This window comes from Nocardia sp. NPDC060249 (assembly GCF_042728755.1).
In the GTDB taxonomy this organism is placed as follows: domain Bacteria; phylum Actinomycetota; class Actinomycetes; order Mycobacteriales; family Mycobacteriaceae; genus Nocardia.
The window spans coordinates 381,894-399,213 of sequence record NZ_JBHXAQ010000003.1 but is presented as its reverse complement, the minus strand read 5'-3'; the positions used below and the strand labels follow the sequence as shown (position 1 = coordinate 399,213).

At 66.6% G+C, this 17,320-nt stretch carries 15 protein-coding genes and 4 tRNA genes; 11 read left to right on the top strand and 8 right to left on the bottom strand.

The features are described 5' to 3' along the window. Positions 1-176: 176 nt before the first annotated feature. The 6 genes from ACFWFP_RS15600 to pstB all read left to right on the top strand — a co-directional run bounded on the left by ACFWFP_RS15600 (position 177) and on the right by pstB (position 6,062). Positions 177-941 carry a response regulator transcription factor gene (locus ACFWFP_RS15600; RefSeq protein WP_101464573.1) on the top strand — a complete coding sequence of 255 codons (765 nt, stop codon included), beginning with the start codon at positions 177-179 and terminating at the stop codon, positions 939-941. 28 nt (positions 942-969) lie between these two features. After that, positions 970-1,878, top strand: coding sequence for a mycothiol synthase (gene mshD / locus ACFWFP_RS15595; RefSeq protein ID WP_379295533.1), 909 nt, complete (start codon positions 970-972; stop codon positions 1,876-1,878). Between the two features lie 297 nt (positions 1,879-2,175). After that, complete coding sequence (gene pstS, locus ACFWFP_RS15590) at positions 2,176-3,291, top strand: phosphate ABC transporter substrate-binding protein PstS (protein ID WP_379295531.1); 1,116 nt, start codon at positions 2,176-2,178, stop codon at positions 3,289-3,291. A 91-nt stretch (positions 3,292-3,382) separates the two neighbouring features. Continuing rightward, positions 3,383-4,360 (top strand): phosphate ABC transporter permease subunit PstC, encoded by a 978-nt coding sequence (gene pstC / locus ACFWFP_RS15585; protein WP_379295529.1) that lies wholly within the window; start codon positions 3,383-3,385, stop codon positions 4,358-4,360. Next, positions 4,360-5,265 (top strand): phosphate ABC transporter permease PstA, encoded by a 906-nt coding sequence (gene pstA / locus ACFWFP_RS15580; protein ID WP_379295527.1) that lies wholly within the window; start codon positions 4,360-4,362, stop codon positions 5,263-5,265. The genes pstC and pstA overlap by 1 nt, the downstream gene beginning before the upstream one ends. Positions 5,266-5,285: 20 nt before the next feature. After that, positions 5,286-6,062 carry a phosphate ABC transporter ATP-binding protein PstB gene (gene pstB, locus ACFWFP_RS15575; RefSeq protein ID WP_379295525.1) on the top strand — a complete coding sequence of 259 codons (777 nt, stop codon included), beginning with the start codon at positions 5,286-5,288 and terminating at the stop codon, positions 6,060-6,062. A 618-nt stretch (positions 6,063-6,680) separates the two neighbouring features. Here pstB and phoU read toward each other — a convergent pair. The 3 genes from phoU to dusB all read right to left on the bottom strand — a co-directional run bounded on the left by phoU (position 6,681) and on the right by dusB (position 10,915). Continuing rightward, positions 6,681-7,346 carry a phosphate signaling complex protein PhoU gene (gene phoU, locus ACFWFP_RS15570; protein ID WP_378658005.1) on the bottom strand — a complete coding sequence of 222 codons (666 nt, stop codon included), beginning with the start codon at positions 7,344-7,346 and terminating at the stop codon, positions 6,681-6,683. 113 nt (positions 7,347-7,459) lie between these two features. Continuing rightward, positions 7,460-9,547, bottom strand: coding sequence for an LCP family protein (locus ACFWFP_RS15565; RefSeq protein WP_379295523.1), 2,088 nt, complete (start codon positions 9,545-9,547; stop codon positions 7,460-7,462). Between the two features lie 246 nt (positions 9,548-9,793). Beyond that, on the bottom strand, positions 9,794-10,915 hold the full coding sequence (dusB, locus tag ACFWFP_RS15560) for a tRNA dihydrouridine synthase DusB (protein WP_379295993.1): 1,122 nt from the start codon (positions 10,913-10,915) through the stop codon (positions 9,794-9,796). 236 nt (positions 10,916-11,151) lie between these two features. Between dusB and ACFWFP_RS15555 the strand changes: the two genes are divergently transcribed. Next, positions 11,152-11,733, top strand: a complete 582-nt coding sequence (locus ACFWFP_RS15555; protein WP_379295521.1) for a hypothetical protein — start codon at positions 11,152-11,154, stop codon at positions 11,731-11,733. A gap of 61 nt (positions 11,734-11,794) precedes the next feature. On the opposite strand, the gene ACFWFP_RS15550 is transcribed toward ACFWFP_RS15555, so the two are convergent. The 3 genes from ACFWFP_RS15550 to ACFWFP_RS15540 form a co-directional block, all read right to left on the bottom strand. After that, a complete protein-coding gene (locus ACFWFP_RS15550) occupies positions 11,795-12,751 on the bottom strand; it encodes an acyl-ACP desaturase (protein WP_379295519.1) in 957 nt (318 codons plus the stop codon). A gap of 231 nt (positions 12,752-12,982) precedes the next feature. Next, the gene (locus ACFWFP_RS15545) at positions 12,983-13,576 is read right to left on the bottom strand and encodes a DUF937 domain-containing protein (protein WP_379295517.1); all 594 of its coding nucleotides are present in this window, start codon (positions 13,574-13,576) and stop codon (positions 12,983-12,985) included. Between the two features lie 137 nt (positions 13,577-13,713). Further along, a tRNA-Lys gene (locus tag ACFWFP_RS15540) sits at positions 13,714-13,789 on the bottom strand. A 732-nt stretch (positions 13,790-14,521) separates the two neighbouring features. Between ACFWFP_RS15540 and ACFWFP_RS15535 the strand changes: the two genes are divergently transcribed. The 4 genes from ACFWFP_RS15535 (at position 14,522) to ACFWFP_RS15520 (ending at position 15,573) form a co-directional block, all read left to right on the top strand. Continuing rightward, positions 14,522-15,193: a TetR family transcriptional regulator gene (locus tag ACFWFP_RS15535; protein WP_378990557.1), complete on the top strand. Its 672-nt coding sequence runs from the start codon at positions 14,522-14,524 to the stop codon at positions 15,191-15,193. Between the two features lie 91 nt (positions 15,194-15,284). Further along, positions 15,285-15,357, top strand: a tRNA-Glu gene (locus ACFWFP_RS15530). A gap of 38 nt (positions 15,358-15,395) precedes the next feature. Continuing rightward, positions 15,396-15,469, top strand: a tRNA-Asp gene (locus tag ACFWFP_RS15525). A gap of 30 nt (positions 15,470-15,499) precedes the next feature. Continuing rightward, positions 15,500-15,573 (top strand) — tRNA-Phe (locus ACFWFP_RS15520). Positions 15,574-15,631: 58 nt separating this feature from the next. On the opposite strand, the gene ACFWFP_RS15515 is transcribed toward ACFWFP_RS15520, so the two are convergent. Together ACFWFP_RS15515 and ACFWFP_RS15510 are read right to left on the bottom strand one after the other, a co-directional pair. Then, positions 15,632-16,321 (bottom strand): TetR/AcrR family transcriptional regulator, encoded by a 690-nt coding sequence (locus ACFWFP_RS15515; protein ID WP_379295515.1) that lies wholly within the window; start codon positions 16,319-16,321, stop codon positions 15,632-15,634. Between the two features lie 7 nt (positions 16,322-16,328). Continuing rightward, a complete protein-coding gene (locus ACFWFP_RS15510; RefSeq protein ID WP_379295513.1) occupies positions 16,329-17,315 on the bottom strand; it encodes an NADPH:quinone oxidoreductase family protein in 987 nt (328 codons plus the stop codon). Positions 17,316-17,320: the final 5 nt, after the last annotated feature.

The window sequence follows — 17,320 nt, the reverse complement described above, 5'->3', positions numbered from 1 at the left end:
GCGGGTCGCGGGCCCCTGGTCCGGCCGGCGCGAGAGCGAACGACACAAAATGGACGCCGTGTTGCGAGGTAGTGGCTGTGGAGGCGCTAATGTTGCACACGACTTAACCTGTGTTTCGGCGACGTAGCTACGCGGCTGCTGTCGTCCGCGGAGCAACGAGATAGGAGGAGAGCCCCATGGAGCTGCTCCTACTGACCTCCGACCCCAACCCCGATGCGGTCCTGCCTTCGTTGACGCTCCTGGCGCACAACGTCCGGCCCGCGCCGACCGAGGTGTCGTCACTGCTGGAGGCGAGTAGCGCCGATGTCGCGCTGGTAGACGCCAGAACCGACCTCGCCGCCGCGCGCGGGCTGTGCCGGCTGCTCGGCAGCACCGGGTCCTCGGTTCCGGTCGTCGCGGTGCTGACCGAAGGCGGCCTGGTGGCCGTCAACGCGGACTGGGGCCTGGACGACATCCTGCTGCCCGGGACCGGCCCCGCCGAGCTCGACGCGCGCCTGCGGCTGCTGGTCGGCCGCAACGGTGGGGTCGCCAGCCCGGAGAACACCGGCAAGATCACCCTGGGTGAGCTGGTGATCGACGAGGGCACCTACACCGCGCGCCTGCGCGGCCGCCCGCTCGACCTCACCTACAAGGAATTCGAGCTGCTCAAGTACCTCGCCCAGCACGCAGGCCGGGTGTTCACTCGCGCCCAGCTGCTGCAGGAGGTCTGGGGCTACGACTTCTTCGGTGGCACCCGCACCGTCGACGTGCACGTGCGGCGCCTGCGCGCCAAGCTCGGCACCGAGTACGAGTCGCTGATCGGCACCGTGCGCAACGTCGGCTACAAGGCGGTACGCCCGGCCCGCACGGCCACGGCCAAGGGCGAGCCCGCGGTGACCTTCGTCGACGAGGACATCGACGGCGACGACTCCTTCGCCCCGCTCAACGGCACCGCGCAGTAGCAGCAGCAGCGCACCGAGGAGGATGGCGATGCCGGATACAGCAACCTTGACCTGGGCTGATCAGATCGAGCCCGGCACCGCGAACACGGTGCGCGCCCTGCTCCAACGCGCGGCCGATCTCGACGGCGTCGCCCCGGTCTCGGAGCAGGCGGTGCTCTCGCTCGCCGAAGCCGATCCGTCCACCCGGCATCTGCTGGCGATACGCGGGGGCGAGGTGGTGGGTTACGCGAATCTCGTTGCGGCACATGACGAACACCCCGCGATGGCCGAGGTCGCCGTCGATCCCGCCGCACGTGGTGCCGGGATCGGCACCGACCTGGTCCGTGCCGCACTGGCCGAGGGTGGCACGGGCGCCAGGGTGTGGGCGCACGGTGACCTGCCCGCCGCCACAGCGCTGGCGACCGGCCTCGGGCTGGTCACGGCTCGCGAGTTGTGGCAGATGCGCCGCTCGCTGGCGACCCCGGAGCTACCGGAACTCGAGCTTCCCGAAGACCTTGTCCTGCGCACCTACGCGGGCCCTGTCGACGACCTCGAGATCCTGCGGGTGAACAACGCGGCTTTCGCCTGGCATCCCGAGCAGGGCGGCTGGACCGAGCGCGATATCGCCGCTCGTCGCGCGGAATCGTGGTTCGAACCGGCCGGTCTGTTCTTGGCGTTCGACGTCGCCGACCCGGACCGCCTGCTCGGTTTCCACTGGACCAAACAGCACCCCGATGCCGCCCCCGCCGGCGAGGTGTACGTGGTCGGGGTCGACCCGTCCGCGCAGGGGCGTGGCCTGGGCAGATTGCTCACCCTGGCCGGTCTGCGGCACCTGCGCGCCGCAGGCTCCACGGAGGTCCTGCTCTACACCGAGGCTGACAACACCGCCGCCGTGAACACCTACACCAAACTCGGATTCGCTCCCGCCCACGTCGACGTCGCGTACTCCCTGCCCTGATGCGAGTCACCTCACATCCGAGGTGAATTCTGGTGCGCGAGGAGAATATTGCGCGGATGACCGGGTAAGTGCGAGTAAAACTGGGGCTAACGTCACATTCGCGGCATTGATCGCGCCGGGCTGTTCATTCTCCGTTAACCCACATCGGGCCAACTGTCAACCGGACGACTTTAGGTTACTTCTGGGCGGCACAGTCGTCGCCTGGTGCGCGCGTTCCTTCAGGGACAGCGAGTACCACCCAGCCTCGCTCGGGCCGGTGAGGGACCGAGTGAGACACCCAGCATTGTCGGAGGAAAAGTGAACTTCAAGCGCACCAGTGCCCTGGTCGGCGTCTTCGCCGTGGGCGCCATGACCCTGGCCGCCTGTGGCAGTGACGACAACACCACCAGCGGCGACGCCAGCAATGCCGCCAACACCAGCGTTGCCTGTGGTGGCAAGAAGGCGCTCAAGGCGTCCGGTGCTTCCTCGCAGAAGAACGCCATGGAGCGTTTCGTCGCGGCCTACGAGAACAACTGCGACGGCTACACCCTGAACTACACCTCGAGCGGCTCGGGCGCCGGCGTCAACGAGTTCCTCGGCGGCCAGACCGATTTCGGTGGCTCCGACTCGGCGCTGAGCTCCAAGAAGGAAGAGCCGGCCAAGGCCGCGGAGCGTTGTGGCGCCCCCGCGTGGAACCTGCCGACCGTCTTCGGCCCGATCGCCGTGACCTACAACGTCGACGGCGTCACCGACCTGGTGCTCGACGGCCCGACCGCCGCCAAGGTGTTCAACGGCTCCGTCGCCACCTGGGATGCCCCCGAGATCAAGGCGCTCAACCCCAACGCCAAGCTCCCCTCGGAGAAGATCGCCGTGATCTTCCGCTCCGACGAGTCGGGCACCACCGACAACTTCCAGCTCTACCTCGACGCGGCCTCGGACGGCGCGTGGGGCAAGGGCGGCGGCAAGACCTTCAACGGCGGCGTCGGTGAAGGCGCCAAGGGCAACGAGGGCACCTCGGCCGCCATCAAGAGCACCAAGAACTCGATCACCTACAACGAGTGGTCCTTCGCCAAGGCGCAGAACCTGTCCATCTCGCAGATCATCACCTCCGCGAGCAAGGACCCGGTCAAGCTGTCGGCCGAGTCGGCCGCCAAGGCCATCGACGGCGTGAAGATCAAGGGCGAGGGCAACGACCTGGTTCTCGACACCAGCTCGTTCTACAAGCCGACCGCCGCGGGCTCGTACCCGATCGTCATGGCCACCTACGAGGTCGTGTGCTCCAAGTACGCCGACGCCGAGACCAGCAAGGCCGTCAAGGCATTCCTGACCTCCGCCGTCACCAACGGCCAGTCCGGTCTGACCGAGGCGGGCTACGTGCCGCTGCCCGACGCGTTCAAGACCAAGCTGACCACCGCGATCAACGCCATCTCCTGATCGCTTTCTGGCCATGACCATGCACCCCGAGGTGACCGCAGTGGGCTCGTCGAATTCGACGAGCCCACGGGCGGCCGGAGATACTGCGAATATGCCGACCGAACCGAAAATCGACAAGGCCCCTGACGGGGGTCGTACCGGCCGCCTGAACGCCGAGACGATCTTCCGGTGGACGGCCACCGCGGCAGGCGCGACGATCGTCGCGGCCATCGCGTTGATCGCGCTGTTCCTGCTGATCCGCGCGGTCCCCTCGATCAGGGCTGACGAGGTCAACTTCTTCACCAGTACCGAATTCTCGACCGGTGACGCGAACAACCTGCGCTTCGGTATCCGCGACCTGTTCATGGTCACGGTGCTGAGCTCGGTGTTCGCGCTCATCGTCGCGGTGCCGATCGGTGTCGGTATCGCGCTGTTCCTGACGCACTACGCGCCCTCGCGACTGGGTAGGCCGCTCACGATGCTGGTCGACCTGCTCGCGGCGGTGCCGTCCATCGTGTTCGGCCTGTGGGGCTTTTTGGTGCTGGCACCCAAGATCGTGCCGGTCCAGGAGTTCCTGAACGAGAACCTCGGCTGGTTCTTCCTGTTCTCCCACACCGAAGGCGGAATCTCGATCAGCGGCGGCGGCACGATCTTCACCGCCGGTGTCGTGCTCGCTGTCATGATCCTGCCGATCATCACCTCGGTGTCTCGTGAAGTGTTCTCGCTGACGCCGCGTGCGCACATCGAGGCGGCACAAGCGCTCGGCGCGACGAAGTGGGAAGTCGTCCGGATGACTGTCCTGCCCTACGGCCGCAGCGGTGTGATCGCCGGTTCCATGCTCGGCCTCGGTCGTGCGCTCGGTGAGACGATCGCCGTCCTCGTCGTGCTGCGGACGGCCTCCGTGCCCGGCGAATGGTCGCTGTTCGACGGCGGCTACACCTTCGCCTCCAAGATCGCCTCGGCTGCTTCGGAGTTCAGCTCGCCGCTGCCGACCGGCGCCTATATCGCCGCGGGCTTCGTCCTCTTCGCGCTGACCTTCGTCGTCAACGCACTGGCCCGCTTGGCCTCCGGTGGAAAGGTGAACGGCTGATGACCACCACAACCACTCTCGACAAGCCGGTCAAGGCTCGCACATTTCGTGAGGTCAGTACCGCCCGGCGGATCAAGAACAACATCGCCACCGGCCTGGTCACGCTGTGTTTCGTCATCGCGCTGATTCCCCTGGTGTGGGTGCTCGGCCTCGTGATCACCAAGGGCATCACCGCGGTCGCGTCGGCTGACTGGTGGATGAACTCGCAGAAGGGCATCCTGCCGGATCAGACCGGCGGCGGTGTTTACCACGCGATCTACGGCACGATCGTGCAGTCGCTGGTCGCCTCGATCATCGCGGTGCCGCTGGGCATCATGGGCGCCGTCTACCTGGTCGAATACGGTCGCGGTCGACTGGCCAAGGTCACCACCTTCATGGTCGACATCCTGGCCGGTGTGCCCTCGATCGTCGCCGCGCTGTTCATCTTCGCGCTCTGGATCGCCACCTTCGGCATGCCGCAGAGCTCCTTCGCCGTCTCGCTGGCGCTGGTGCTGCTGATGCTGCCGGTGGTCGTTCGCAGCACCGAGGAAATGTTGAAGCTGGTGCCCGACGAGCTGCGGGAGGCGTCCTACGCGCTGGGTGTGCCGAAGTGGAAGACCATCCTGCGGATCGTCATCCCCACGGCGGCGCCCGGCATGATCTCCGGCATCCTGCTCTCCGTGGCCCGGGTCATGGGTGAGACCGCGCCGGTGCTCGTGCTGGTCGGCTACAGCAAGTCGATCAACCAGAACATCTTCGACGGCAACATGGCCTCGCTGCCGCTGTTGATCTACCAAGAGCTGGCCAACCCGGAGGCCGCCGGCCGCGAACGTGTCTGGGGTGCGGCGTTCACGCTGATCCTCATGATCGCCCTGCTGTACCTGGCCGCCGCCGGCGTCAACAAGCTGCTCACCCGGAACCGATAGAAGCGAACGGAATACTCCTCATGGCCAAGCGGATCGACGTCAAAGATCTCAACATCTATTACGGCAGCTTCCACGCCGTGGCGAATGTGGAACTGACCGTGCTGCCGCGCAGCGTCACCGCCTTCATCGGTCCCTCCGGCTGTGGCAAGTCCACCGTGCTGCGCTCGCTCAACCGCATGCACGAGGTGACCCCGAACGCCCGCGTCGAAGGTGCCGTGCTGCTCGACGGCGAGGACATCTACAGCTCGGCGATCGACCCGGTCGGCGTGCGCCGCACCATCGGCATGGTGTTCCAGCGCCCGAACCCGTTCCCCACCATGTCGATTCGCGACAACGTGGTGGCCGGGCTCAAGTTGCAGGGTGTGCGCAACAAGAAGGAACTCGACGAGGTCGCCGAGCGCTCCCTCAAGGGCGCCAACCTCTGGAACGAGGTCAAGGACCGCCTCGACAAGCCCGGTGGCAGCCTCTCCGGTGGTCAGCAGCAGCGTCTGTGCATCGCCCGCGCCATCGCGGTCTCGCCCGACGTCCTGCTGATGGACGAGCCGTGTTCGGCGCTGGACCCGATCTCCACCCTGGCGATCGAGGACCTGATCACCGAGCTCAAGAAAGAGTTCACGATCGTCATCGTCACCCACAACATGCAGCAGGCCGCGCGGGTGAGTGACCAGACCGGTTTCTTCAACCTCGAGGCCCAGGGCAAGCCCGGCAAGCTGATCGAGATCGACGACACCGAGAAGATCTTCTCCAACCCCACCCAGCGCGCCACGGAGGACTACATCTCCGGCCGCTTCGGGTAAAGAGCACAGGGAAAGCCCCGCACTCCTTCTGAAAGGAGTGCGGGGCTTTGCTTTGCAACTCAACGGGAGTCCACGCAAAAACGCTCGACCGGGAAACCTCGGCCGAGCGTATTGCGTGATCTAGCTACCGCCCGTTATCAGCGGTGTTTGCGACGATCCCGAAGTTCGAATCATTCTCAGGCAATGATCCATCCGTACGCGCCCTGGCCGTATGAATAGCACAACCACTTCGTCCCGCCCTCGTACTGAACGTTGCCAACGTGATACGCATCGCAAGGCGCTGTTGGCGCGGCCGCAGCTTGCGGGGCAAGCAACGTCGCGGTCAAGATCGTGGCCGCACCGACCAGTGCACCGGCGAACAATCGTATTGCCATCGCGAAACCTCTTTCAATAGATCCCCACAGAGGTTGCGCTGTTCCAACCCCCCTTGTTAGGTAGCCTACCGAACCGTGTTGACGGAAACAATGGCTGTCGACAATCGAAATGATCAGGGCGGCAGCAGAATCCGGCCAAAAAGGTCGATTACCTGTAGGGCATCGCCCCGATGCCGTCGAGCGCTTTCGTTGTGCCACCGACACGAAAAAGCCCCCGCGGTGAGCGGGGGCTGACTCGTGATTCTCAGCTGGTTTCGAGGTCCTCGTCGCCGGGGAGAACACCGGTCACCAGGAAGATCACGCGACGGCCGATCTCCACGGCGTGGTCGGCGAAGCGCTCGTAGTAGCGGCCGAGCAGGGTGACGTCCACAGCGGCGGCCACACCGTACTTCCAGTCGCGGTCCATCAGGAGGGTGAACAGGTGGCGGTGGAGGTCGTCCATCGCTTCGTCGTCCTGGTTGAGCTGGGCGGCGCGCTCGGGGTCGCGGGACTCGAGTACCTCTTTGGCGCCCGCGCCCATGTTGACCGCGATGCGGCCCATCTCGGCGAAGTAGCCGTTGACCGACTCGGGCAGGGCGTGGGCGGGGTGGCGGCGGCGGGTCACCTTGGCGACGTGCAGCGCGAGCGCGCCCATCCGGTTGACGTCGCCCACGATCTGGATCGCGCTGACGACCTGGCGCAGGTCGCCCGCGACGGGGGCCTGCAGTGCGAGCAGCGCGAAGGCCTTCTCCTCGGCCTCGGTGATCATCACCGAGATTCGATCCTGCTCACCGATGACCTGCTCGGCCAGACCCAGGTCGGCCTGCAGCAGTGACTGGGTGGCCTGTTCCATCGCCTGGCCAGCGAGACCGGCCATCTCACCAAGAAGGTTGGCGAGGTCGGCCATTTGCTCGTTGTAGATGACACGCATGATTGCAGACCCTAGTGGGTACCCGGACCCCTGTCACCCAACGCCGGGTTAATGCGACATGGCAGTGTCGTGGCAGGTCAGCGGCTGTGCCCATTCCACAGCGGCGGCACACCCTACTTGCAGGTGTCGTCGGCGGCGTTCATGTGCTCGAGGTCGGAGGGCAAAGCGACCGGGGCCGCGCTGTGCGGCTGCCCCATCGGCACGGACGGCAGTTCCGTGCCGACCGGTGTCACCGTGCGGACGGTGCCCGCGAAATCGGTGCCGACCACCACTTCGATGATGCTGCCCAGCTCGTTGGCCTGCTCCAGGACCGCGCCGGGAATCGTGCTCGCCACGGTGGCGGCCTCGGCTTCCAGACCCGCGGCGAAGCGGATCGTCGAGGTCGACGCGGTACCGCCGGAGTAGTTGCCGGTGCTGTAGATCCCGAAGCCCTGGTAGCCGAGCTTGGAAGCGACGGTCCTGGCCGCGCCCACCGTGCCCGAACCGTTGGACACCAGCAGCGACATCGTGCCGGGGGCCACCGCGTACTGCTTGGGCGCGACCGGGGCCGGTGACGGCGCCGAACTCTGCACCTCGGGAGCCTTGGTCTCACCGGGCAGCGGCTGGTCGTCGATGACGGCACGGAAGATGGCCTTGATATCGGATTCGCGCGGAATCTCGTTGCCGTAGGAGGTGGTGCCCGCCGTCGGGATGGTCAGGAACGTCACCGCGCCCGCGTCCATCTTCTGCAGGGAACGGCCGAGCAGCAGCAGGTCCTGCGGCGTCACCTTGTCGACGAAGGTGTGGGCGGTGAACGCCTGGATGAACCCGTTGAGCTTGCCCGGATCGAAGAGCACCTTGCCCGACAACGCCCCACGCAACAGCGACGCGAGGAAGCGCTGCTGGCGGTTGATCCGGTCGTAGTCGCTGCGTTCCTCACCGACCACGTGCCTGGCGCGCACATAGTTGAGCGCGGTCTCGCCGTTGACCCGCTGCTTGCCCGAGGTCTCGAGCACCGGGCCGAGGACGCCGTCGATGATCGGCTTGGTCGAGCACACCTCGACGCCACCGATCTGATCGACCATGGCCTGGAAACCGGCGAAGTCGATGCCGATGAAGTGGCCGATGGTCAGGCCCGACATCTTGCGGATCACGTCGACCAGGCACTTGGGCCCGCCACGGGCGTAGACGGCGTTGAGCTTGTCGCTCATGGCCGACGGGAGTTTCTGGTCGGTATAGGTGGCTGTGTCGTTGTCCCATTCCGAGCACACCGGACGGGAGACGTCGAGGTCGCGCGGGAACGACACGACCACCACGCGCGAGCGGTTCTTCGGGATGTGCACCAGCATCGCCGTGTCGGCGCGGGCGCCTTCGGTATCGGCGGCGGAGCCCGCGCCCATCTCGGCGTTGACGCCCGCTCTGGTGTCGGTGCCGACGATGAGGTAGTTCTCGTCGCCGAGCTGCATATTGCCGTCGAGGACGTCGCCGGTATCGCCGCCGCCGAGCGCGTCGACCTGGGTGAAGCTGTTGTTGGTGGCCTGCAGGTAGCTCCAGCCGCCGCCGGTGATCACCAGCGTGAGCACCGCGACGAAGGTGAGCGTGACGCGCCCCGCCATCCGTGCCTGCTTGTTCCGGCGCTCTCCTGTGCCCGTACGGCCGTCCGGACGACGTGGCGGTGCCGCGGACGAGGTTTTGGCCGGCCGGGCGCGCTGGGGCTCGGCGGCGGGGTTCACCGTGGGCAGGATGTCGGTGGGCGGATCGACCGGACCGCCCACCCGCCGTGCCGGGGCGGCGGTGCGTACCGGCTCCTTGGACTGGGCGGGCAGTGCGGTGGTCGCGGTGCGGTCGGCGGGGGATTCGGCGCGATGGGGCGCGGTGCCCACGATGTCGTCGACGACGGGGGAGCCGTCGGTGCGAGGCGCGATGTCGGGACGTGGGGTGGGGCGCGGTGCCTGTTCGCGGGCTCGGCGGCCCGCGCGTGACGCGGGTTCGGCGCTCTCGGCGGGCGGAACGCGTCTGCCGCGCCTGGTGCGTTCGCTGTCGACGCGGTTCACCAGGTCGGCCACTGTCAGCGGGGCCGAACCGGCGTCCTGCGTCGCGTCGGCGTGACGCGAACGTCGCGAGCCGCTGTCCGGTTGTTCGGTGGGTTCGGCCGTCGGGTAGCGCTCCCAGGGGGCGCGATTTCCGGGCCGGGGCGTACGCCCGCGCCGATCGTCACCCACCAACGAACCTCACTTCTCTATCTGGCGCAGCCTGCGCGTCACCGCCCGGCTCCGATTCGAACCAGAGTCGAACGATCCCGCAATGATAACGATTCCGCCACGAGTGGCCACTCCAGTGCACACGGGAATCGCGGACGAATTGATCGCGAAGGTCGAACCGCCACTGAAAAGCCCTGCTCGAGCGGGTGCCCTCGGACGAAAACGCGGCGGCTTACGAATTGATGTCGACCCGTTAGCGCCGGCTGGTCAGCCGCCGCTGTGCATCACATCGGCCGCGGCTGGGACGGTGTCGTCCTCCGGGTCGTCGAGCCAGCCCTCCGGCAGCACCACCTTGGTCTGCGGCGAACCCTGCCGTCCGCGCGGTCCGAGCGCGTCGGTGGGGAACGGCACGGCCGGATCGAGCTGCCCGACCAGGTCCTCGATCTGCGACAGCTTCGACACGGTGGCGAAGCAGCGCCGCAGCTGCGAGCCGACCGGGAAACCCATCAGGTACCAGGCCATGTGCTTGCGGATATCGCGCATGGCCTTGTCCTCACCGTCGTGTTCGGTGAGCAGGGTGGCGTGCCGCACCAGGATCTCCCCGACGCGGCCGAGCGTGGGCCCCTCCGGGATCGGTTCGCCGCGCAGCGCCGCGCTGAGTTCGGCGAACAGCCACGGGCGGCCGAGGCAGCCGCGGCCGACGACCACGCCGTCGCAGCCGGTCTCGTTCATCATCCGCAGGGCGTCGTCGGCGGTGAAGATGTCGCCGTTGCCGAGGACCGGGATGGAGGTGACGGCTTCCTTGAGCCGGGCGATGGCCGACCAGTCGGCCGCGCCCGAGTAGAGCTGGGCCGCGGTGCGCGCGTGCAGCGCCACGGCGGCGGCGCCCTCGGCCTCGGCGATGCGGCCGGTGTCGAGGTAGGTGTGGTGATCGTCGTCGATGCCGATGCGGAACTTGAAGGTCACCGGAACGCCCGCCGGTTCGGCCGCGGCCACCATCTCCCGGACGATATTGGCGAACAGCCTGCGCTTGTACGGCAGCGCCGAACCGCCGCCGAGCTTGGTCACCTTGCGGACCGGGCAGCCCAGATTGAGGTCGATGTGGTCGGCCCAGCCCTCACCGACGATGATCCGCACGGCCTCGCCGAGCGTCTTGGGGTCCACCCCGTAGAGCTGCATCGAGCGCGGATGCTCGTCGGCGTCGAACGACATCATGTGCAGCGTCTTCTCGTTGCGCTCGACCACCGCGCGGGCGGTGATCATCTCGCACACGTAGATCGAGGTCGCGCTACCGAACTCCCGGCACAGCCTGCGGAAGGCGCGGTTGGTGATGCCCGCCATCGGCGCGAGCACAACCGGCGGATCGACCGGGTAGGGCCCGATCCGCAGCGCGGTGGGCGCCTGGGGCAGTGTGGTGGTCACGGCTGCCATTCTCTCATCCGGCCCGATGTGATCGATCTCGCGCATCGAGGACTTTGCCCGGGTCATGACCGCCATCACGACCGCACGCCTCGTTTTACCTGTTACTCGGAGTACGAGCATTGTTCCCGACTCAGTAGCCTGGACGCGCTGGCATCGTCGCCTCCGGCGGTGCGCTGTCCCCACTCAATCGGAGAAGACCCCTCATGGCCGAAAGCAACGAAGGCGCCACCGACCTCACGAAAACCTCCGCCGAGCCCGCGAAGGGCACGGTCGCCGTGCGCGTCTCGTCGCTGGTGGGCGGTGCCGTGATCGCCGTCCTCGCGATTCTCGCACTGGTGCTCGGCGTGCTGCTCGGCTCGGCCCGTTCCGAGATCTCCGACATGAAGGACCAAGCCGCCGACGACGCGAAGGCCGAGCAGATCGCCCTCGACTACTCCGTCGGCTCGGCGACCCTGAACTACCAGGACGTCAACGCCTGGGTGGCGAAGCTCAAGGCCGGAACCTCGCCCGAGCTGTCGAAGAAGTTCGATGCCACCGGCGCGAAGCTCGAGCAGATCATCATCCCGCTGAAGTGGACCTCCACCGCCACGCCGATCACCGCCAAGGTGCTCTCGCACGAGGGCGAGGTCTACAAGGTCGCGGCGTTCGTGGACGTGAGTACCACCAACGCGCAGAACCCCGACGGTCTGCGCAACACGGTCACCTACAACATCACCGTCGACGCGGGCCAGGACTGGAAGATCACCGATGTCGGCAGCGCCGACGGTGCCCTCCCGATGAAGTAATTCCGCACAAAAAAGCGCCGCCCACCTCTGATCGAGGTGGGCGGCGCTTTTTGTGGAATTGCTAGACGCTCACCATTTCGCGGCGCTTGGCTTCGCGAGCGAGCATCTTGTCGCGCTGCTCCTCGAACTTCAGCACGTCCTGGCCCAGCTTGTCCAGGAAGCCTGCCAGCCGCTCCCGGGTGGCCTCGCCACGCGCGGTGAAGTCGGTGCGGTCGAAGACGTTCCACTTCTTGAGCACCGGCTGCACGACCTCTTCGAGGTGCTGACGCAGGTCGTAGATGCCGTGCTTGGCCATCAGCACGCCGTTGCGACGGAAGTTCGGCATGCCGGCGCCGGGCATCTGGAAGTTCTCGACGATCATCGAGATGGCCTCGATGGTCTGGTCGGGGCTCAGGTCCATCGCCGCGCCGCAGAGGTTGCGGTAGAAGATCATGTGCAGGTTCTCGTCGGCGGCGACGCGCTGCAGCATGCGGTCGGCGATCGGGTCGTCGCACACCTTGCCGGTGTTGCGGTGACTCACGCGGGTGGCCAGCTCCTGGAAGGTCACGTAGGCGACCGAGTGCAGGAAGCCCGCGTCGACCTCGGTGGGGGAGGCGAAGCCGTTGGTCATGTGGATCATCCGGGCCTCTTCGAGGGCCACCGGGTCCACGCCGCGGGTGACGACCAGGTAATCGCGCATCACGATGCCGTGCCGGTTCTCCTCGGCGGTCCAGCGACCCACCCAGGTGCCCCAGGCGCCGTCCTGGGAGAAGTTCTCGGCGATCTCACGGTGGTAGGACGGCAGATTGTCCTCGGTGAGCAGATTGGTGATCATGGCCGCCTTGGCGACCTCACTGAGCTTGGACTGCTCAGGATCCCAATCGATGCCGCCCATGGCGGCGAAGTTGCGGCCCTCGTCCCACGGGACATAGTCGTGGGGGTGCCACTCCTTGGCCAGCGACATGTGCCGGTTCACGTTTTCCTCGGCAACCGGCTCCAACTCCGTGAGCAGTTCGAGTTGAGTCAGATCCCTTGCCATGTAAAAAACCCTTCGCTGTCGTGCTTGCGGTCGAACGTCGCGATGCGGCCATACCTTACGGCACCGTAGGTGTGATGCGAAACGCAACAGAGCGGTTTTCCGACGATGTTGAGCAACGCCACAACTCGTCGGTAGATCCGATGGTCGTGCTGACGAGTCTAGGCGTTCGGCCCGCAGCATAGGGACTATCGCTGCGGGCCTCGCGACGTTAACTACAGGTAGATGAACATCTCAGCGCTTGCCGCCGAGCAGGCCGCCGAGCACGCTGCCCAGCGCGCCTCCGGCGTTCTTCGACAGGGCGTCGCCGATCATGCCGCCGAGCCCGCCGGTGTTGCTGCTGCCGCCGAGCAGCCCGCCCAGCAGATCGCCGAGACCGCCGCCGGAGGACTGCGTCTGCTGCGGTGCCGGGGCCGCGCCGCCACCGCCGGTGAGCTGCTTGGCCAGGTAGGCGAGCACGATCGGGGCGAGAATCGGCAGCAGCTTGCCGATCAGGTCGTTGCCACCGGTGCCGCCGCCCGCGCCGAGCGCGCTGATGACGGTGTTCTTCTCGTCACCGAAGACGTTGTCGACGATCTTCTCGCCGTCGCCGACGTCCACCTGCCGCAGATCCACCGCGCCGTCGCCTTCGACGAGGCCGCCGTGGTTGTCGAGCGCGCCGAGCAGTGAGGCCGCGCCCTGCGGCTGGGCGGCGTTGGCCTGGAGGCCGCCGAGCAGGGTCGGCAGCGCGGCCTGCACGGCCGTGCTGGCGGTCGCCTGGTCGACACCGAGCTGGTCGGCGATCTGGGCGATGGGTACTTGGGAGAGCAAATCGTCGAAGGAAGTCATCTCACTCCGCCTGAGGTTGTGGGCGCCCGGAAGCCCGGGTCGCGCTCAGATTAGGTGAGTCGGCACACGGAACCAGCGGTTTCGGCGGCGTCTGTGCTTGGCGCGTCGCCACGTGACGATGGTCACGGTGGCAATCGTGGTGCCCCCTGTAGGACTCGAACCTACGACCTAGTGATTAAAAGTCACCAGCTCTACCAACTGAGCTAAAGGGGCGCGCAGCGGAGTCTAGCGGACGCTGTGCCGAAGAGCCGAATAGTGGTCCCCGGGTCGAGTCGTGGGCAGCTGATCGTCGCTGGTGGCGGCCGGTAACGACGTGGACGTGCGCGACGATTCCCGGTAAACACCTGGTGCCCAGCGCCGTTCGATCCTCGGGTTGCGTATGGTCTTCGAATAATGTTGTATCGCAACATCTTTCGACAAGCAGGGGTGCAGCAGCGATGGAGAGGTCCAAGGTGGGCGCCGGTCTCGCGACCGTTCGGCGAACGTCGGCGGTGCCCGCGCGGTGTTCAACCGGGCTGCGCGCCTGGGGAATTCGTACCCGAAGTAACCATTCCGGTTGCGCTTCGTTTGCTGGTTTGGTTAACCGGACCGGATGTTCGGATGGGTACTCCAATCGCCGCGTGTCGGCTCGCGAATGCGGGTACGGTGATCGCCTGGTGAATTTCGAAACAATCACCGGTGCCGCGTTTTCCGTGGTTCCGGTGCAGGGTGTGGCGTTTCGGGAATTCACCGGCAGATCGCAGGCCGAGGTGATCGCGATGGGTGCGCGAACTCCCGGCAAAGGGGTAGTCGTTACCGCAGGAGGAGGCGGTTCTCACTGGTGGCGGGGCCGCTGTGCGAGGCACCGCGAGTCTTTCATACCGAAAGTTTGAATTAAAACCACAATTCGCACCAACGGTCTGTATTCGACCGTCGGCGTCGAGAAGGTTCGGAGGCGTTTCGAGCATGGCACGGCAGCAAGAGCGGGCACGCCGGACACGCGCGGCGATAATCAAGTCCGCGGCCGTCGAGTTCGGGAAGAGCGGATATGCCGCGGCATCGCTCAACCGCATTCTGGAAGGTTCGCGCGCCACCAAGGGGGCGATGTACTTCCATTTCGACTCCAAGGAAGACTTGGCGCGCGCGGTGCTCGATACCGCGGTCGAGCGGTACCGGATCTGCGCGGAGCGCTGGCTCGCGCGCGCCGACCTCGGTCCGCTCGATGTGCTGCACGGCATGGTCGACGAGATCGCCCTCCGCCTGGAACACGACACCATCGTGCAAGCCGAGTACCGCCTCGTGATCGAACCCGACTTCCATCGCGACAACGGCAACGGCGGCGGACGGATCGTCGGCCGCGCCACCCGCGTGCTCGCGGTACGCGCCATCGACGACGGTCACCTGCGCGCCGACGCCGACCCCGACCGCTTCACCCGGACCCTGTCCGCGGCGCTGGCCGGCCAGCGCTATCTGGTCGACCCGATCTCCAACGGTTCCGCCGCCGACCTGCGCGCCCGCTTCGCCGAGGTGCTGGAGGTTATCGTGGAGGCGATGGCCACCCCGCTGTGGATCCAGAACTTCCGCACCGAGGGCTGGCGCGAGCAGGCACGCCTGGATGACCTCGGTTTGGGCGCCTGACCAGGCGATTTGGAACTCTGCGCACACCTGTCATAAGCTATGCGAGCTCCCAACGGAAACGTTGAAGCCGCCCCGGAGAGATTCGGAACGAGCCCCCTTCGTCTAGCGGCCTAGGACGCCGCCCTTTCAAGGCGGTAGCGCGGGTTCGAATCCCGTAGGGGGTACAGTCTTCGGACTGTGTCTAGCAGTACTGCAGAAGCATGGCCCTGTAGCGCAGTTGGTTAGCGCGCCGCCCTGTCACGGCGGAGGTCGCGGGTTCGAGTCCCGTCAGGGTCGCACGTAGTACCAGAGCAATCCGGTACTTCCGGCCAGGTAGCTCAGTTGGTACGAGCGACCGCCTGAAAAGCGGTAGGTCGCCGGTTCGATCCCGGCTCTGGCCACCTTCGATCCCCTCACCAGACAACTCGGTGAGGGGATTTTTTCGTTCGACCGCGCCGGTCAGTTCGTCAGCGGCAGCCGCAGCGCGTTCGCCCACAGCCGGGTCACCGTGTAGACGAGCTCCTCGATCGGGAGCGGCTTGCCGTCGAGAAGCCCGTCGCCGATGACGAAATAGTTGAAGGCCAGCCGGCTGACCATCCCCGACAACGCCCGCGACGACAGCATCGGGTCCAGTTCGGGATCGGCCAGCCCGCGCTGCTGGAGATCGGCGATACTGCGTGCGTTGCGACGGATGAACGCGTCGGCCCGTTCCTGGCGGAGCTTGCTGAACTCGGGGTCGATATTGGCGACCTGCTCGAGCAGCCCCATCAACTTCGCATTGCGCTTGTACGCCTCGAAGTACGCCAGATTGCTGGCCTCGATGATCGACACGGGATCGTCGTCACCCGTCACATGCTCCATCCCGGGATGCATCATGTCTTCCTGGGCGTGCTCCAGGATCGCCGCGAAGATCTCGTCCTTCCCGGCGAAGTAGGTGTAGAAGGTGCCCGAGGAGCATTTGGCCTCCTGGGTGATGTCCAGGAGGCGGGTATCGAGATACCCCATGCGCTCGAACACCTTCCGGCCCGCGTCGATCAGCGCTGTCCTGGTGCGCAGCCCACGCGGCGTGGCGGGCAGCTCGCGCAGCAGCGAGGTGCGCGCCATCGAGGGCGGCGCACTGTCGCCTGCGGTCTCCGCACGTCGTTCCATGTCCTATTTATAGCCGGGGGTGGAAGACGAGTCTGCCGACGGTATCGCCGTCGCCGAGGCGGCCGAGTCCGTCGGGGACGTCGCCGAACGAAAGACGTTCGCTGATCAGTGGTCTCACCGCGCCCGCCGCGGCCAGCCGGGACAGCTCGGCGTGGCAGTCGGCGATCGCCTGCTGGTTGTACTGCTTGTAGAGACCCCAGTGCAGGCCGATGATCGAATAGTTCTTGATCAGCGCGTGATTGAGCGCGGGCTGGGGAATCGTGCCGCCCGCGAAGCCGATCACCAGGATGCGGCCTTCGAAGGCGATGCATTTGGTGGACTTGGCGTAGGCGTCGCCGCCGACCGGGTCGTAGACCACATCGGCGCCACGACCGCCGGTGAACTCCTTGACGATGGGTACGAAATCCTCGGTACGCCGGTCGATCACGAGGTCGGCGCCGAGGCGGCGGCAGTAGTCGGCCTTCTCCGGTCCGCCGACGACACCGATCACCCGCGCGCCCGCCGCCTTGCCCAGCTGCACGGCGGAACTGCCGACGCCACCCGCGGCGGCATGCACCAACAGCGTTTCGCCCGGCCGCACCTGGGTGCGCCGGTGCAGGGCGAACCAGCTCGTCTGATAGCCGATGACGAGGGCGGCGGCCTCGGCGTCGTCGAGGGAATCCGGCGCGGGAAACGCGCTGTCGGCATCGAGCACGGCCAGCTCGGCGAACGCGCCGCCGGGCAGGTTCGTGGTGCCGACGACCCGGTCACCGATCGCGAAGCCGGCGTCGTCGCCGACCGCCACCACTTCACCGCACAGCTCGACGCCGGGCGTGAACGGCAGCGGCGGCTCGACCTGGTACTGCCCACGACACAGCAGCACGTCGGGGAAGTTGGCCGGCGTCGCGAGGACCCGCACCAGCACCTGCCCCGGCCCGGCCACCGGATCGTCGATATCGTTGAACTGCAGCACATCCCGCGGTTCACCGAGTTCGGTTACCTGCCATGCTCTCATCGGTG

Excerpts from the sequence above, each read along its gene's own strand:
- ACFWFP_RS15600 (WP_101464573.1), top strand. The coding sequence starts at position 177 with ATGGAGCTGCTCCTACTGACCTCCGACCCCAACCCCGATGCGGTCCTG.
- mshD (WP_379295533.1), top strand. The coding sequence starts at position 970 with ATGCCGGATACAGCAACCTTGACCTGGGCTGATCAGATCGAGCCCGGC.
- pstC (WP_379295529.1), top strand. The coding sequence starts at position 3,383 with ATGCCGACCGAACCGAAAATCGACAAGGCCCCTGACGGGGGTCGTACC.
- pstA (WP_379295527.1), top strand. The coding sequence starts at position 4,360 with ATGACCACCACAACCACTCTCGACAAGCCGGTCAAGGCTCGCACATTT.
- pstB (WP_379295525.1), top strand. The coding sequence starts at position 5,286 with ATGGCCAAGCGGATCGACGTCAAAGATCTCAACATCTATTACGGCAGC.
- phoU (WP_378658005.1), bottom strand. The coding sequence starts at position 7,346 with ATGCGTGTCATCTACAACGAGCAAATGGCCGACCTCGCCAACCTTCTT.
- ACFWFP_RS15555 (WP_379295521.1), top strand. The coding sequence starts at position 11,152 with ATGGCCGAAAGCAACGAAGGCGCCACCGACCTCACGAAAACCTCCGCC.
- ACFWFP_RS15550 (WP_379295519.1), bottom strand. The coding sequence starts at position 12,751 with ATGGCAAGGGATCTGACTCAACTCGAACTGCTCACGGAGTTGGAGCCG.
- ACFWFP_RS15545 (WP_379295517.1), bottom strand. The coding sequence starts at position 13,576 with ATGACTTCCTTCGACGATTTGCTCTCCCAAGTACCCATCGCCCAGATC.
- ACFWFP_RS15535 (WP_378990557.1), top strand. The coding sequence starts at position 14,522 with ATGGCACGGCAGCAAGAGCGGGCACGCCGGACACGCGCGGCGATAATC.
- ACFWFP_RS15515 (WP_379295515.1), bottom strand. The coding sequence starts at position 16,321 with ATGGAACGACGTGCGGAGACCGCAGGCGACAGTGCGCCGCCCTCGATG.
- ACFWFP_RS15510 (WP_379295513.1), bottom strand. The coding sequence starts at position 17,315 with ATGAGAGCATGGCAGGTAACCGAACTCGGTGAACCGCGGGATGTGCTG.